This window comes from Microvirga sp. ACRRW (assembly GCF_022346925.1).
Lineage (GTDB): Bacteria > Pseudomonadota > Alphaproteobacteria > Rhizobiales > Beijerinckiaceae > Microvirga.
Window position 1 is genome coordinate 243,811 of the sequence record NZ_JAKRNJ010000003.1, and the last position, 14,150, is coordinate 257,960.

Here is a 14,150-nt window from a genome sequence, read left to right on the forward strand (position 1 = left end):
TGCTTCCAAGCGCGAGGGTTCGGCCGGACCCTTGCCGTTTCCCCTCGCCTGAACGAACGCGCTACAACCTCACGGTCCTCAGCCGGATCGCATTGCCGATCACGCTGACCGACGACAGCGCCATCGCGGCCGCCGCGATGATCGGTGAGAGCAGGATGCCGAAGAACGGGTAGAGCACGCCTGCGGCCACAGGCACGCCGAGCACATTGTAGATGAAGGCGAAGAACAGGTTCTGGCGAATGTTACGCATGGTGGCTCGCGACAGCCGCCGGGCCCGCACGATCCCCGTCAGGTCGCCCTTAAGCAGGGTCACGCCTGCGCTCTCCATGGCCACGTCGGTGCCCGTGCCCATGGCGATGCCGACATCCGCCGCGGCCAGTGCAGGGGCGTCGTTTACGCCATCGCCTGCCATGGCAACCACACGGCCGGCGGACTTGTAGCGTTGAACGACTGCACTCTTCTGGTCGGGCAGAACCTCTGCCTCCACGTCGTCGATCCCGAGCCGGCGGGCAACGGCCTTCGCGGTCGTCCAGTTGTCTCCGGTGAGCATCACAACGCGCACGCCCTCCGCCTTCAGGCCCGCCAAAGCCTCGGGCGTTGAGGCCTTGACCGGATCGGCGATGGCGATGGCACCCGCAACCTTACCGTCGACGCCGGCGAAGATTGCCGTCGCACCGTCCTCCCGCAATCTGTCGGCCTGCTCGGCCAAGGGCGCGACGTCGATGCCATGCTCTGCCAGGAAGGCTTTGTTGCCGAGCACGATGCGGCGGCCCTCGACGGTGCCGAGCGCGCCCTTGCCCGTCGGGGAGTCGAAGTCCGCGACGGGTGCGGTGGCGATGCCTTCCTTCTCGGCGGCGGCCACGATAGCCACTGCCAACGGATGCTCGCTTGCCCGTTCGACGCTGGCCGACAGGCGCAGAATCTCGGTCTCCGCGAAGCCCTCCGCTGGGACGATCGCCGTCACAGCCGGCTTGCCCTCCGTGAGCGTCCCGGTCTTGTCGACGACAAGCGTGTCGACCTTTTCCATGTGCTCCAGTGCTTCCGCATTCTTGATCAGCACGCCGGCTCCGGCGCCACGCCCGACGCCGACCATGATCGACATCGGCGTGGCAAGTCCCAGCGCGCAGGGGCAGGCGATGATCAGCACCGCGACAGCCGCCACGAGGCCGTAGGAGAATTGCGGCTCAGGTCCCCAGATTGCCCAGGCGATGAAGGCGAGCACCGCCACGCCGATCACAGCCGGCACGAAGTAGCCGGAGACTTGGTCCGCCAGACGCTGGATCGGTGCACGGCTGCGCTGCGCCTCCGCTACGAGCTGGACGATCTGCGACAGCATGGTGTCGCGGCCAACCTTCTGCGCTTCGATCACGAGGCCGCCGGACTGGTTCATGGTGCCGCCGATCACCTTGGCACCGACCTCCTTGGTGACGGGCATCGACTCGCCCGTCACCATCGACTCGTCGACCGAGCTGCGCCCCTCCAGCACCGCGCCGTCCACCGGAACCTTCTCGCCCGGGCGCACCCGCAGGCGATCGCCCGCCTGCACCGTGTCGAGCTGCACCTCCTGCTCCGTACCGTCGGAGAGGATCTTGCGGGCCGTCTTGGGCGCGAGATCGAGCAAGGCGCGGATCGCCCCGCTGGTGGTTTCACGGGCGCGCAGCTCGAGCACCTGCCCAAGGAGAACCAGCACTGTGATGACGGAGGCCGCCTCGAAATAGACCGCCACTGCGCCGCTCTGGCCGCGGAACGCTGCCGGGAACACATCCGGCGCGAGCGTCGCAACCATGCTGTAGATCCAGGCCACGCCTGTGCCCATGGCGATCAAGGTGAACATGTTCAGGTTGCGCGTGACGAGCGACTGCCAGCCACGCACGAAGAAGGGCCAGCCGGCCCACAGCACGACCGGAGTGCCCAACAGCATCTGGATCCAGTTTGACTGCTGCTGGCTGACGTAGTGGCTCAGTCCCGTCAGATGGCCACCCATCTCCAGCGCCACGACGGGCAAGGACAGAACGAGACCGATCCAGAAGCGGCGCGTCATGTCGACGAGTTCGTGGCTGGGACCCGCCTCCGCCGTCGCCAGGACGGGTTCGAGCCCCATGCCGCAGATTGGGCAGGATCCGGGGCCCACCTGGCGGATCTGAGGGTGCATCGGGCAGGTGTAGATCGTGCCCTCGGGAACGGCTTCGGCTTTCCTCTCGGGTTTCTGCGCAACATACTTGGCAGGCTCGGCCATGAACTTCGACTGGCAGCCCGAGGAGCAGAAGTAATACGGCTTGCCCTCGTACTGCGCCCGATGCGAGGTCGTATGTGGGTCGACCAGCATCCCGCAGACCGGATCCTTCACCTTCCCGGTATCCGCCGCAGGCTCATGGTGATGGGCGTGGCCCTCGTGGCCTTGCTCGCTCGTGGTCGGGCTGTGGGTCATGGCAGCTCTCGCTTATGCTTCATTGCGATACGGGAAGACTGGGGCTTCCCACGATGGGAAGGTCAAGCATCTCAATCGGTGTCGTCTTCAGAACCATCCAAACGTCAGGGCCACCACGGCGAAGTACCGGGCTGTCTTCGCTACCGCGACGATGGCGAAAAAGACTGGAAATGGCTCCCGCAGCACGCCGGCGACAATCGTGAGCGGATCGCCGATGAAGGGCAGCCAGCTCAATAGCAGCGACCAGCGGCCGTAGCGGCGATACCAAGCCTCGGCGCGCTTGATCGCCTCGCGCTTGACCGGGAACCAGGGACGGTCCTCGAAGCGAGCCAGCAGGCGGCCCAGCAGCCAGTTCGCGGCCGAACCGAGGGTGTTGCCGATGCTCGCCACGAGCACGAGCAGCCACCTCGTGTAGTGCTCCGAGACCAGGAGCCCGAACAGCACGACCTCGGACTGGAACGGCAGAACCGTCGCGGACAGGAACGCCGCCGCGAACAGTCCGGCATATTCGAGGATGTGGTTCAACGGGTGGATCCTTCATGGCAGGCTGCCTTGCTCCCAACGAAACGGACCGACAACAGGTCCGGCAGGTCCTCATCCCCAAGCCGCCGTGGGACCGGGCGAGCGTCGAGCCGCTCGCGTCTGAAGGGTGCGAGTAGGTGAAGGAATTTCTTTGACGCGACGACCCCTAGATTGGCTTCCTTGGACCGCCGCTCCATTCGTGGCAGTGCGTTCATCGCAGGGCCGAGCACCGTGAACTCGGCGCGCCGCCCGTCATCGAAGACGCCGGCCAGGACCAAGCCGCAATGGAGCGTGGCGATGACATGGGTGCCCGAGGGCATTTCGTCGTGGCTTTGCCATGTGTTCAGGGGGCGCAGGATTTCCTCGGCCGCGTCGAATGCCTGGGCCGCTTGCTCCTCGGGCGTTCCGCTGAGGAAAACCGCAAGCACTCCATCTCCTAGATATTTGTCGACGATGCCGCCTTGACGCGAGACGGCGTCGTGCACAAAGCGCCGGAACGCCATGAGATCGTCGATGATATCGCGCGCCGATCGATCCCGGGTGAGCGCGGAGAAGCCGCGGATGTCGACGGCCAGCAGGCATGCATGACGCTCGGTGATTTCGGTCATGTCCTCGCTCGACACAACCTCCGCGGCGATCCCCTCCGGCAGAAACCGCGACAAGAGCATCCGGTCCCATCGCGCCTTCAGAACCGCCGCCCAGGCCAGCCGCGTTCGATGCACGGCATAGAGAACGAATCCCGCGGTGACCGCGAATGAAATGAGCCCCATCGTCTGCCGGAACGTGAAGGCGGGCGTGATGCCGTTTGCAGGCAGTGTTGCGGAGTACTGGAGCAGCGCAAGCGAGGCGAGCCAGCCGCCAGTGACAATTCCGGCAAAGGTGGCCACAAGATCGCGCCTTAATCTCATTCCGGTTTGAACCAGCAGGAGAATGGCCGGCAGGAGACTGACCGCATCCGTCGCGAGGAAGAGATCGTGCGCATCGCGTGGCAGATGGTCGGCGATGACGTAGACTGCCAGGGCGGCGTCGGTCACCGTGGCGGCCCATGGCAACCATGCCCATCCTGCGCCAGGGCGCGATGCCAACGCCAGAACGATTGTTGTCAGCCCATAGACCATCAGGACGATCCAGTGGCCCTCCCGGTGGCCATGGCCGTATTCGAGGAAAGCGCCGACGCCAAGCATGGTCAGAACCAGAAGCCGCGGCACTAAAGCCCGACGGTCGAAGTCTTGCTCCAGATGCTCCGGAAGTCCGACAGTTCTAGTTCTCCCCCGGACGGCGGTTGCGCGCGTGTGCGGATCCGGAGGGTTGGCAAGCATCAGCATCTGGAGCGTGAGCCGTGTGGCGCCGGAGCGTGGTCGGCGATCTTCGTGGGGCCGAGGCCTGTGCTCCGGATCGATCCTGTGGCGACTGGTCCCACGTGGAGCGTCAGCGGGCTCTCATAGGAGCCAAGCACAAGGAGCGCGGGCGCAGTTGTGTCGGGATGGAGATCCTGGGCAAGGGGACCGACCTCGATCCAAACCTTTGTGCCATCGAGATGCTCGGTGGCGCCAGCTTGGACGGGCAGAGTGCCGATCTCGCCTCTCTGCCCTTGTCCGAAGGCTCCCATGACTTTTGAAGGCTCTCCACCCGGCAGCTGCAATCCGGTGATGAGAATGCCGTCGCTCCCTGTGTTCTCGATCGAGAAAGTAATGATCGTCGTCTCACCGACGCGGGCTGGCGTGGCCGCAATGTTCGAAACGGTGACCTCTCCGAAAACGGCTCCTTCGTCATCGGCAATGGCGGAGCAAGGCAGAAAAAATGAAAAGACGGAGACGGCGGCAGTGGCCGCAACACCAACAATGAGATTTCGCAATGTAAACACTAAACACATCCTGTTTTTGCTGTCATTTGTCGCCGGCCGCTGCTGTGGACCTGGAAGAACAGCAGCAGCCGGCGACGCTCCGCCCATTGTGGGCAGGCGGAACAACGGGGCTAGCGTGCCTTTCGGATGCTGACGACGGAGATCTGGCCGTTCACCCGGTCGGCCTGAAACTGAACCTTGTCGCCGGCTTTCACACCTTTCAGGAGCGCCGGATCCTGGACGCGAAACACCATGGTCATCGCATCCATGTTCAGGTTCGGGATCGCACCATGATCGAGCGTGATCTTGTTCTGGGCCGTGTCGACTTTCTCGACGGTTCCCGAAACCATCGGGGCCTGGCTTGCAGGTGACGCGGGCTGCGCGGGTGTGGCTGCGGGAGCCGGCGCAGTCGGAGCCGGAGCGGCTTGCGCCGTTTGCGTCCCGCGCTGATCCAGTGGCCCGGATCCGTGAGGAGGCTGGTCCAGGCGGGCGCGATAATCTGCCTGCCGATTGCGGACCTGCCATTCCTTCAGTTCGGAAATCTGCTTCTGCTGCTCGTCGAGGATCTTCTGTGCGACCCGGCGAAGCTGCTCGTCGGCACCGTGCTCCAACTGGGTCCGCGCAAGGAAGATCAGGTCTTCATGATGGGCGATGAGCAGCGCGGCGAAATCCTTGTCGGGGGCGCCTGCGAGCTTCATGTCCTTGAAGCGGTCGTTCATGACCTCGCGAACGCGTTCATAGGCAGCGGGCGCTCCCTTGGAGGGCTGAGCCTGTGCAGAAACGACAGCGCCAACAAGCGTCAACGCAGCAGCCGTGAGAGTGGCAGTCAAGAGTTTCATGGGGTCTCTCCAAAGACAGAGGGACCGCCCCGCGCGGACAATATCTCGCACGGGGCGGCTTCAATCTTACTTGCTCTTCTTGATGGAGGTGACGGAGATCTGGCCGTTCACGCGATCGGCCGTGAACTGAACCTTGTCGCCGGCTTTCACGTCCTTGATCAGGGCGGGATCCTGAGCACGGAACACCATCGTCATGGCATCCATGTTGAGGTTCGGAATCGCGCCATGGTCGATGGTGATCTTGCTCTGTGCAGTGTCGACCTTCTCGACGGTGCCGGAGACGGTCGGAAGGCCCTGCGCGAGAGCGGCGCCTGAGAGTGTCAGCGCGGCAGTCAGGACAGCAGCGGCGAAGTTGATGCGTTTCATGGAAAGCTCCTTTGGATTTTCAGGAATGGAGGAATTGCGCCGTCACTTGACGATGACGGTGCCGTGCATGCCGGATTCATAGTGGCCCGGGATCAGGCAAGCGAACTCGAAGGTGCCCGGATTGGTGAACTGCCAAACCATTTCACCACCCTTGCTGACGGCCAGCCGACGGGCATTCGGATCATCGTGCTCCATGTCGGGGTTCTTCTGCATCGCGATCTTGTGCTTGGCGTTGTTCTCGACCGTATCGAGGACAAATTCGTGATCAACTTTGCCGTTGTTTTTCAGAACAAACTTGATCTGCTCGCCCTGGCGCACCTCCACCTTATTGGGGAAGTAGACCATCTTGCCGTCGTCGGTTTCCTTCATGCTTATAGGAACGACGCGAGCGGCTTTCTTCGAATCGCCCGGCTTGCCGTATACGGCTTCCTTATCGTGGCCGTGCCCAGATGCTCCAGGGCTTGCCAGTGCAAGGCCGGCTGAGAGGGCAATGGCTGTGAGGCCGGCACCAAAGGTCAGGATGTATTTCATCGTTGGATGTTCCTTGTATTACGAAAGGTCAGTGATTGTTGTGCCCGCCAGCATTGGCTGCGCGGACGGGGCGCTTGCGCGGATCGATGGCGCGGAACTCCGTCGCCTTGACGCCGCTGTCGGGCGGGGTCGCGCGGGCAGGCTCGGCGAGCTTTTCGCCGGTCCATTCGTAGGCGACCGTGCCCTCCGGGTGCTTGTACCAACCCGGATCCTTGTAATCGTTGTGATCGAGGCCGGGGCGCACCTTCACGACCGAGAACATTCCGCCCATCTCGACGGGGCCGAATTGGGCATAGCCCGTCATCATCGGCAGCGTATTGTCGGGCAGAGGCATTTCCATCGAGCCCATCTCGCCCATCCCATTCCCGCCCATCGGCATGTAGCCCGGCGCGATTTTCTTGAGCGCCGGCGCGGTCTTGTTCATGTTCACGCCGATATAGGTCTTCACGTCATGACCCATGGCGTTCATGGTGTGGTGCGACTTGTGGCAATGGATTGCCCAATCGCCCGGCGCATCGGCCACGAACTCGAAGGCGCGCATCTGCCCGACCGCCACGTCGACAGAGACCTCGGGCCATTGCGCCGTCTCCGGCACCCAGCCGCCGTCCGTGCCCGTGACCTTGAAGTCATAGCCGTGCATGTGGATTGGGTGGTTGGTCATCGTGAGATTGCCGAATCGGATCCGCACTTTGTCGCCCTGGCGCACCACAAGCGGATCGATGCCGGGGAACACACGCGTGTTCCAGCACCAGAGATTGAAGTCCGTCATCTCGTTGACGCGAGGAACATACGAGCCCGGCTCGATGTCGAAGGCGTTGAGCAGAAACACGAAGTCGCGGTCGACGCGGCGCTCGGCCGGATCGCGCGGATGCACGACGAAAAAGCCCATCATGCCCATCGCCATCTGCACCATCTCATCCGAATGCGGGTGGTACATGAAGGTGCCGGACTTCTGACACACGAACTCGTACACGAAGGTCTTGCCCGGTGGGATGTGCGGCTGGGTCAAGCCACCGACACCGTCCATGCCGTTGGGCAGGAGCTGGCCGTGCCAGTGCACCGCCGTGTTCTCGGGCAACTTGTTGGTGACGAAAATGCGTACCTTGTCGCCCTCGACCGCTTCGATGGTCGGTCCGGGCGACTGGCCGTTGTAGCCCCACAGATGCGCCTTCATGCCGGGTGCCATCTCACGCACGACGGGCTCGGCGATGAGATGGAACTCCTTCCAGTCGCCGTTCTGGCGCCACGGCAGTGACCAGCCGTTGAGGGTGACCACGGGTTGGTAATCCGGTCCGCTCTTTGGGTAGAGCGGCGGCTGCATGGTGGCCTCGGTCATGATCGGCGCTTCCGGCAGGCTTGCGGCCTGCGTGCGTCCGCTGATCATGGAAGCGCCGGCAAGGGCCAAGCCCCCGGCGCCGAGAAAGCCTCTTCGCGATACGGTCATTGGGTTTCTCCTCAAAGGTTCAGTGTCCGCCGCCGGCGGCTTCTCCGCCCGCTGCGGCTGTGGTGGTTTCGCCTCCGCTGCTTCCGCTGCCGGCTCCGCCGCCGACGAGGGCGGCCTTGAGGTCGGTGGCAGCAATCCAGAAGTCGCGGCGGGCATTGATGGCGTCGATGTTGCTGAGAATGCGGGTGCGGGCGTCGATGATGAGCTGGCTCACGTCGACGAGCATGCCGCTGTACTGAAGCAAGGCCTCGTCCTGGATGCGCTTCTGGAGCGGCAGGACACGGCTCTGGTAATGGCGGGCGAGGTCGTACTTGCCGCGGTAGACCGCGTAAGCCTCGCGGGACTCGGAGCGCACGTTCACCGCGCGCTCGGCCAGCCGATTCGCGGCCGCCATGTAAGCTTCCTGTGCGCCTCGGCGCGTTGTCTCGCCGAAGTCGAAGATCGGGATCGTGAAGGAGGCTTCGATGCCGCGGATCCGGCTCTTCTCCTTCTCGATCTCGACACCTTCCTCGGAGATGACCTTGTTCTTGCCGAAGCTCGATCCCTCGACCAGTTCGATGTCGCTGATCACGCTTGTCACGACATCGAGGCTGTATTGCCCTGCGACCGCGTTCAGGTCATTGCGCAGGGCATGCAGATCGACACGGCGGGCCAGGGCTTCACTCTCGACATCCTTCTGGCTCGCAAGCCGGGCCGGCAATGGCGGCAGGCTGCTGGGCAAGCTGAAGTCGATGTCGCGTCCCCAAAGTCCAAGCTGGCGAATGAGGCGCTCGCGCTCAACCTTCTGGTCGATGCGGGCCTGAGCGAGCTGAGCACCCAGCTCCTGATAGAATGCATGCTCGCGGGCCTGCTCCAGCTTGTTGAGCGAGCCAGTCTCGCCGAGTTGCTTGGCCAGTTCCGAAGCTGTCTCCGCCGTGGCGAGGGCTTGCTGAAGGAAGGCGACCTGCTGGTTGGCGGCGATGGCCCGGTAGTATTGCCGGCGTGCTTCGGCTCCGAGGCTCAGCACAGCCTCGGCGGTGCGAAACTGGGCAGCCTGGAATTCCTGCTGGGCGACAGCCGCGCGCTGCGGCAGGGTCGCAAGCTCGAAGAGGCCGATCATGAGCTGCCGCTCGATCTCGAAAGAGGCGCCGCCCAAAAGGCCGCTGCGACCGAGGACCACGCGCGGGGAAGGCGGCAGGCTCGCCTGAACATAAGTCGCCTCGGATATGCCCAGATCGTTGAAGGCTGCCTGTAGGCCTCTGTTCTTCAGCAAGGCGATCTGGACAGCCGTATCCGGAGTCAGGGGACGCCGCAGAAGCTCGGTGACCCGCTGCTGGGCTGCAAGAGCCTCAGCCTCGTTCGTGATCTTGGACACATCCTTGTTGAGTTCCGCGTATGCGATGTTTCGTGCGACGGATATGCCTCCGTCCTGCGAAAAGGACACGCACCCGCCCAGAAAGAGCGTGGCTGCCACGCTAGCCAGCAACCCCATTCGCGGCCGTGCCCCGCCGCTGCACCCGTTATTTTCCATCTGATTGTTTTCCTTGCACGTGCTATGCCGTGCTGCTGCCATGGCGGCGATTGAATTGAATGTGTGGACCATCGCCTAGCGTCCCCGCCGTGCGGCATCGTCCGAGTCGCCCCGCTCCACATCGCCCCCTGGCCCGACGCGTCGGTTCAGCTCGCGCCAGTCGAGGGGCTCGACCACGTCGTACCCGCGAACGCCCGCTGTCACAGGCGAGTAGGTGGGGGGACGTGTACCAACGGCAGGATCTGCCGCCGAAACGAGATAGGAGGGATGTTGGGTCGGCACGCAGGCCGCCAGGCCGAGTCCGAGCGCCGCGAGAGAAATGAGTTTCATCATGAGATCCGTCTCCAAGCGGACCTCCCCTGCATGATCGGCGCGTGAACAGCGGTGGCGAGAGCGGCACATGGCCTCTCTTCACGCGCTTGGCGTTGCGATCACTGGCTTGGGAAGATGTCCGGCTTGAGCTTCAGGTCGGGCATGGCTGGCATTGCAGCGCAGGCATGCCGATGCATGCGGGCGGAGATCGCCCGCGCCTGGATCAGACGGTTCGCGGTGGCCTGTCGAGGCCGCCGGGGACGATGCCCTCGACCTGCTCGTCGCCATCCATGGTGATGGAAACGGCGGAGCCGAAAGGCGAATGGATCATGGGTGCAGCGAGGATCTGAACGGCATGACAGGCACCCATGTTGCAGCAGTCGCCGCCGGGGCCATTGTGAGATCCCGAAACCGGGTCATCGCAATCCGCCTGGGCGGAAGCGTGGTCGTGCGATTGGCCTTCATGGACGAGGTCCGCGCCCGGGTGCGCATGGTCTCCAGGGCCATCGACGGAAGCGGAGAGTGCGGTCTGAACCTCCGACGCAGCCGCACGCGGCATGGAGATCGTGATGATCCCCGCCGTGATCGCAAGCAGCATAGCGATGATGAGGCCCATCAGCCGCAAAGGAATTCTCCGTTCGTCAGAATCGCATATGTGTCATGAAATTACTGGTTCGACAAGGCGGATAGTCCGCCTTGTCCGTGATCGGGCGGTCAGGCCGCCTCCGACGGTGTGTACCCGGCCTCCGTGACGATGGCTTTTACCGCCGACAGGTCTGCCTGGCCTCGGATGGTCACCAGTTTCGAGGCAGGATCCGCATCGACCTGAGTTCCGGGCAGCGTCGACTCGACGGCCTTCTTGATCGTGCCGGCGCAGTGTCCGCAGGTCATATCCTCGACGCGCAGGATCAGGCTTCCATCCTGTGGGATCGCGGTCTGTCCGGCGTTTCCGGTGTTGTGGGTCGAGCATCCGCACATGTCTTGTCGCTCCTATGCGATGGTGAGGATTCGGAGCCTGCGGCTTCCAATGGTGGCAAGGTCAAGGGGAATCTTGCCCGGACCGCTGGCCCCGGAAGCCAACGATCCGATCCATGCCGCGCATCGAGCTTTTCACCCTGATTGTCAGGAATCCTTTCGTGACGTGAGCGGCATGATTGCGATGCCGCTCAGACCGTCGGCGGTGATGCCGGCCCTGAACCCCGAGCCAACGGCCAACCCCACGAATGGCAAGCTTGTGGCGGTCGATCCATGGTACAATGCCGGCACTCCTGAGGTGGTACGCATCCTCGAAGGTAGGCAAGCCGTCGCGTCGGGAGCATCGGTTTTCGGGAGGAAGCAATGAAGCACCCCTCTCTTGCTGGATTAGTCAGCGCGGCGGCCATGATGCTGGCCGGATCCGTCATGGGCGCCCAAGCGCGCTCGCCCGACAGCTTGGTCCGTGCCCCTGAAATCACCCGCACCCTCAAGGGAAAGGTCTGTACGTCCAGGGTGGGCGCTACCTTCGCATTCGGGCAAGACGGGCATTATGCCTACGATGGATTGTGGACGGACCACGGCCACTATCGCATCCATGATGGTACGGTCACGATCATGCTCGACAGCGGCTTGGAGAAGAGCTTTGCGATTTCTCGGCGGAATGGGGTCCTCTTCATGGAGGATACCGCCGTGTCATGCGCATGACCGACGTTCGTGCTGATACGCCCTTGGAGCCTGCCGAGGATCGCTTTGATGAACATCTTTGACGTCGGCGACGATTGGACAGCATCTCACCTTGGGCCCAAGGGGGCTATTGCTAAAAGACATGAAGCCCCAACGATTAGATGATTAGACGCAAGTTGAACCTCAAAGTCGGGGACGACAGCAAACTGCCAAGTTTAAATTCGAAAAACTTACAGTAGAGTGGCATTGCCTCAATGAGAGTTTCAGTTGACGGATCCGCTCCCAATGTCGTTTTCCGCCTTTCCCCAAGCCGCCCGCAAGAACCTGATCGCCGATTTCACCTCCGACTTGCAGGAGGAATTCAACGAAACTGAGAAGTTCGCTCAGTCTTTCGCATCGGTAGCCTTGGATTGGCTGGGGTATGACGACGACGAAAGGATCGTCTTCGTTGATGGAAGCAACGATCGGGGGCTGGATGCTTACATTCTGTCGGAAGACAATATCAAGATTTTCCAGTTCAAGGCGCAGGACTTCACAAAGTCCTTCGACGCTGAGGCCCGAGCGAGTGCGGACATCATCGCGGATGTGTCTCGCATTCTTGGGATCCTGCAAACAAAGGATATCGCTAAGGAGGTAGCCAATCCCAAAGTCAAGCAGTTGATGTCGCGACTGCAAGCGGTGACGGCTGCCTACCGAGCGGAGCCGAATAAGGAGGAGCTCTTCAATGTCGAGATCTATGTGGTGGCGATGTACGATGGCCTGACGGCCAGTGCCAAGTCCGAGTTCGACAATCTGGCCGCCAATACGGAGATGGTGGAAATCTTTGGCGAGGTTGCCACTTGCAAGCTCCATTTCATCGACCTGAACACTCTGTTGGCGGAGAAATGGCATACATCGAACGACAAATGGCAGGACGCGACGGGCAAGACCACCGAGCATGTCCAGATCATGATTCTCCAGTCGTCGGCCACCAGCTTCATCAATGAGAACAAGGCTCTGATCTTCTTTGGCCGCGCCAAAGATTTCATCGATGCCTACAGGCGACTCGGATACCAGATCTTTGAAGCCAATGTCCGCTGTGAGATTACGAAATCCAGTGTAAACGATGCCATCCGTAAGCAGGTTACGACGGAAAAGGGCATCGACGAGTTCTTGTTCCTGAACAATGGACTGACGATCACCTGTTTGTCGAAAAGCGCCCCAAGAGGCGGCAAGGTCAGCATTCACCGCCCCCAGATCGTCAACGGCCTCCAAACAGTGACTTCGCTCCATGAGGCTTACGAGTCACTCCCTCCCAAGATGAGGGCGTACTTCGACGACAACTGCTATTTGATCGTGCGTGTCTACGACCAGAAAGCCATCTCTGACGTCGCGAAGCTGGTCACAGCCACGAATAATCAGAACAAAATGGAGCCCCGCAATCTTCACTCGAATAACAAGGACCAAATTCTGTTCGAGCAGCTCTTTGCGAAGCTCAGCTGGTTCTACGAGCGCAAGGATTTTGCCTGGCAGGCATTCGAGCGCGAGGAGCGGCAATGGGCAACATTGAAGGGATATGCGGCCAGTAGCTTCAAAGTAAGAGGTAAAGCCGGGCGACCAGTGGTTCGAAAAATCGGAAATGAGGAGGCCGGCCAGACGTGGTTGTCATTCGTCGGTTATGTCGATGATGCGGCTCAGCGCCGTCGGCTCATCTTCGACGACAAGAAGACCCACTACAACCGGATCTTCAACGAGCGCATGGTGCGGCATGCCTTCGACTACGATTATAAGTTTTCGAATGAGCGAATTGAGGAAGAGACCATTCCGAGCTCTCCGACGCCCGAGGCCCTGCTTCTCGCCAATCTGACCTATAGGGTCGCCAAAAATCTGGTTCCCAGCGCCATCACTCATAAGAAGGCGATGATCGAGAAGTTTGGGCTTGCTGGTAAAAGTCCCCGCGAACAGGATGAGGCACTGGCATCCAAAACGGAGTATATCTCTGGGCTTGCGATGGCCTCGGGGCCGTTCCTATTCACTGAATTGTGCGGGTTCGTCCTGCTCCGGTGCTATGGGGCTGATTTCTATGAAAAGGCGGGAAAGATTCTCCGGCAAACAGATCTCGATTGCATCTTCCGGGACCTGGATTTTGAGAAGTTCAACGCAACCATCGGCAACGGCTCCCGTAAACCCAATGAAGTTTTTGGGGCACTATGGCTCTTATTCCGATGGCTCGTAAATGACCTGGTCGAGGACGATCGCTGGCGTCAGAGCTTCTTTATCGAGTCGTCGAAGCCCCGCATCATGTACAGAGATTCCACTCGCAAAAGGCTTCTTGAGCGTCTGATCAGTATGGATGGTCGCTGTGCTACGAAGTCGCTGCACTACGATTGGTCTGAAGACTTGTTTGATGGACGCGGAATATTTGAGGGAATTAAGCGAGGCATTGCTCTATAACGGCTTTATACGAACGAGGGGAGAGATGGTCTTACGACTAGCTCGATTATTGGCTTTTATGTTTTTGAAGCTCTCAACATGGAGGGTGACCACGTCATGAAAAGGACCGACATATCAACCTCCCTCGCCCACAGCCTGTCATCGAAACGAGGCGTCCATTGAGCGAGAGCTCCAACGAGACTGAGACGGGCAAGGTATGAGACAACCGGAACGAACCGTTGAAACAGCGCTCGTTGAAAGATTGACGTCTGAAGGTACAAGGG

The 14,150-nt window shown here is 61.4% G+C and carries 14 protein-coding genes; 2 read left to right on the forward strand and 12 right to left on the reverse strand.

Going from position 1 to position 14,150, the window contains the following annotated elements:
- Positions 1 to 61 precede the first annotated feature (61 nt).
- The 12 genes from MHY87_RS08500 to MHY87_RS08555 all read right to left on the reverse strand — a co-directional run bounded on the left by MHY87_RS08500 (position 62) and on the right by MHY87_RS08555 (position 10,773).
- Positions 62 to 2,428 carry a heavy metal translocating P-type ATPase gene (locus MHY87_RS08500; RefSeq protein WP_255726476.1) on the reverse strand — a complete coding sequence of 789 codons (2,367 nt, stop codon included), beginning with the start codon at positions 2,426 to 2,428 and terminating at the stop codon, positions 62 to 64.
- Positions 2,429 to 2,515: 87 nt separating this feature from the next.
- Entirely contained in the window at positions 2,516 to 2,953 is a 438-nt protein-coding gene (locus MHY87_RS08505) for a YqaA family protein (protein WP_239351015.1), read from the reverse strand.
- Entirely contained in the window at positions 2,950 to 4,134 is a 1,185-nt protein-coding gene (locus MHY87_RS08510) for an adenylate/guanylate cyclase domain-containing protein (RefSeq protein WP_239351016.1), read from the reverse strand. The genes MHY87_RS08505 and MHY87_RS08510 overlap by 4 nt, the downstream gene beginning before the upstream one ends.
- Before the next feature lie 134 nt (positions 4,135 to 4,268).
- Complete coding sequence (locus MHY87_RS08515; RefSeq protein WP_239351018.1) at positions 4,269 to 4,814, reverse strand: hypothetical protein; 546 nt, start codon at positions 4,812 to 4,814, stop codon at positions 4,269 to 4,271.
- A gap of 110 nt (positions 4,815 to 4,924) precedes the next feature.
- Positions 4,925 to 5,632 carry a copper-binding protein gene (locus MHY87_RS08520; protein ID WP_239351020.1) on the reverse strand — a complete coding sequence of 236 codons (708 nt, stop codon included), beginning with the start codon at positions 5,630 to 5,632 and terminating at the stop codon, positions 4,925 to 4,927.
- Between the two features lie 66 nt (positions 5,633 to 5,698).
- Entirely contained in the window at positions 5,699 to 5,998 is a 300-nt protein-coding gene (locus MHY87_RS08525; RefSeq protein ID WP_239351022.1) for a copper-binding protein, read from the reverse strand.
- A 42-nt stretch (positions 5,999 to 6,040) separates the two neighbouring features.
- Positions 6,041 to 6,529 (reverse strand): plastocyanin/azurin family copper-binding protein, encoded by a 489-nt coding sequence (locus MHY87_RS08530; protein ID WP_239351024.1) that lies wholly within the window; start codon positions 6,527 to 6,529, stop codon positions 6,041 to 6,043.
- Positions 6,530 to 6,557: 28 nt separating this feature from the next.
- Positions 6,558 to 7,973 carry a multicopper oxidase family protein gene (locus MHY87_RS08535; protein ID WP_239351026.1) on the reverse strand — a complete coding sequence of 472 codons (1,416 nt, stop codon included), beginning with the start codon at positions 7,971 to 7,973 and terminating at the stop codon, positions 6,558 to 6,560.
- A gap of 19 nt (positions 7,974 to 7,992) precedes the next feature.
- Entirely contained in the window at positions 7,993 to 9,426 is a 1,434-nt protein-coding gene (locus MHY87_RS08540; protein WP_239351028.1) for a TolC family protein, read from the reverse strand.
- 132 nt (positions 9,427 to 9,558) lie between these two features.
- Positions 9,559 to 9,816, reverse strand: a complete 258-nt coding sequence (locus tag MHY87_RS08545) for a hypothetical protein (protein ID WP_239351030.1) — start codon at positions 9,814 to 9,816, stop codon at positions 9,559 to 9,561.
- A gap of 202 nt (positions 9,817 to 10,018) precedes the next feature.
- Positions 10,019 to 10,420 (reverse strand): hypothetical protein, encoded by a 402-nt coding sequence (locus MHY87_RS08550; RefSeq protein ID WP_239351032.1) that lies wholly within the window; start codon positions 10,418 to 10,420, stop codon positions 10,019 to 10,021.
- A gap of 89 nt (positions 10,421 to 10,509) precedes the next feature.
- Entirely contained in the window at positions 10,510 to 10,773 is a 264-nt protein-coding gene (locus MHY87_RS08555; RefSeq protein ID WP_239351033.1) for a heavy-metal-associated domain-containing protein, read from the reverse strand.
- A gap of 360 nt (positions 10,774 to 11,133) precedes the next feature.
- Between MHY87_RS08555 and MHY87_RS08560 the strand changes: the two genes are divergently transcribed.
- Entirely contained in the window at positions 11,134 to 11,475 is a 342-nt protein-coding gene (locus MHY87_RS08560) for a hypothetical protein (RefSeq protein ID WP_239351034.1), read from the forward strand.
- Positions 11,476 to 11,739: 264 nt separating this feature from the next.
- Complete coding sequence (locus MHY87_RS08565; RefSeq protein WP_239351035.1) at positions 11,740 to 13,887, forward strand: AIPR family protein; 2,148 nt, start codon at positions 11,740 to 11,742, stop codon at positions 13,885 to 13,887.
- Positions 13,888 to 14,150: the final 263 nt, after the last annotated feature.

Excerpts from the sequence above, each read along its gene's own strand:
- MHY87_RS08500 (WP_255726476.1), bottom strand. The coding sequence starts at position 2,428 with ATGACCCACAGCCCGACCACGAGCGAGCAAGGCCACGAGGGCCACGCC.
- MHY87_RS08510 (WP_239351016.1), bottom strand. The coding sequence starts at position 4,134 with ATGCTTGGCGTCGGCGCTTTCCTCGAATACGGCCATGGCCACCGGGAG.
- MHY87_RS08520 (WP_239351020.1), bottom strand. The coding sequence starts at position 5,632 with ATGAAACTCTTGACTGCCACTCTCACGGCTGCTGCGTTGACGCTTGTT.
- MHY87_RS08525 (WP_239351022.1), bottom strand. The coding sequence starts at position 5,998 with ATGAAACGCATCAACTTCGCCGCTGCTGTCCTGACTGCCGCGCTGACA.
- MHY87_RS08530 (WP_239351024.1), bottom strand. The coding sequence starts at position 6,529 with ATGAAATACATCCTGACCTTTGGTGCCGGCCTCACAGCCATTGCCCTC.
- MHY87_RS08535 (WP_239351026.1), bottom strand. The coding sequence starts at position 7,973 with ATGACCGTATCGCGAAGAGGCTTTCTCGGCGCCGGGGGCTTGGCCCTT.
- MHY87_RS08545 (WP_239351030.1), bottom strand. The coding sequence starts at position 9,816 with ATGATGAAACTCATTTCTCTCGCGGCGCTCGGACTCGGCCTGGCGGCC.
- MHY87_RS08555 (WP_239351033.1), bottom strand. The coding sequence starts at position 10,773 with ATGTGCGGATGCTCGACCCACAACACCGGAAACGCCGGACAGACCGCG.
- MHY87_RS08560 (WP_239351034.1), top strand. The coding sequence starts at position 11,134 with ATGAAGCACCCCTCTCTTGCTGGATTAGTCAGCGCGGCGGCCATGATG.
- MHY87_RS08565 (WP_239351035.1), top strand. The coding sequence starts at position 11,740 with ATGTCGTTTTCCGCCTTTCCCCAAGCCGCCCGCAAGAACCTGATCGCC.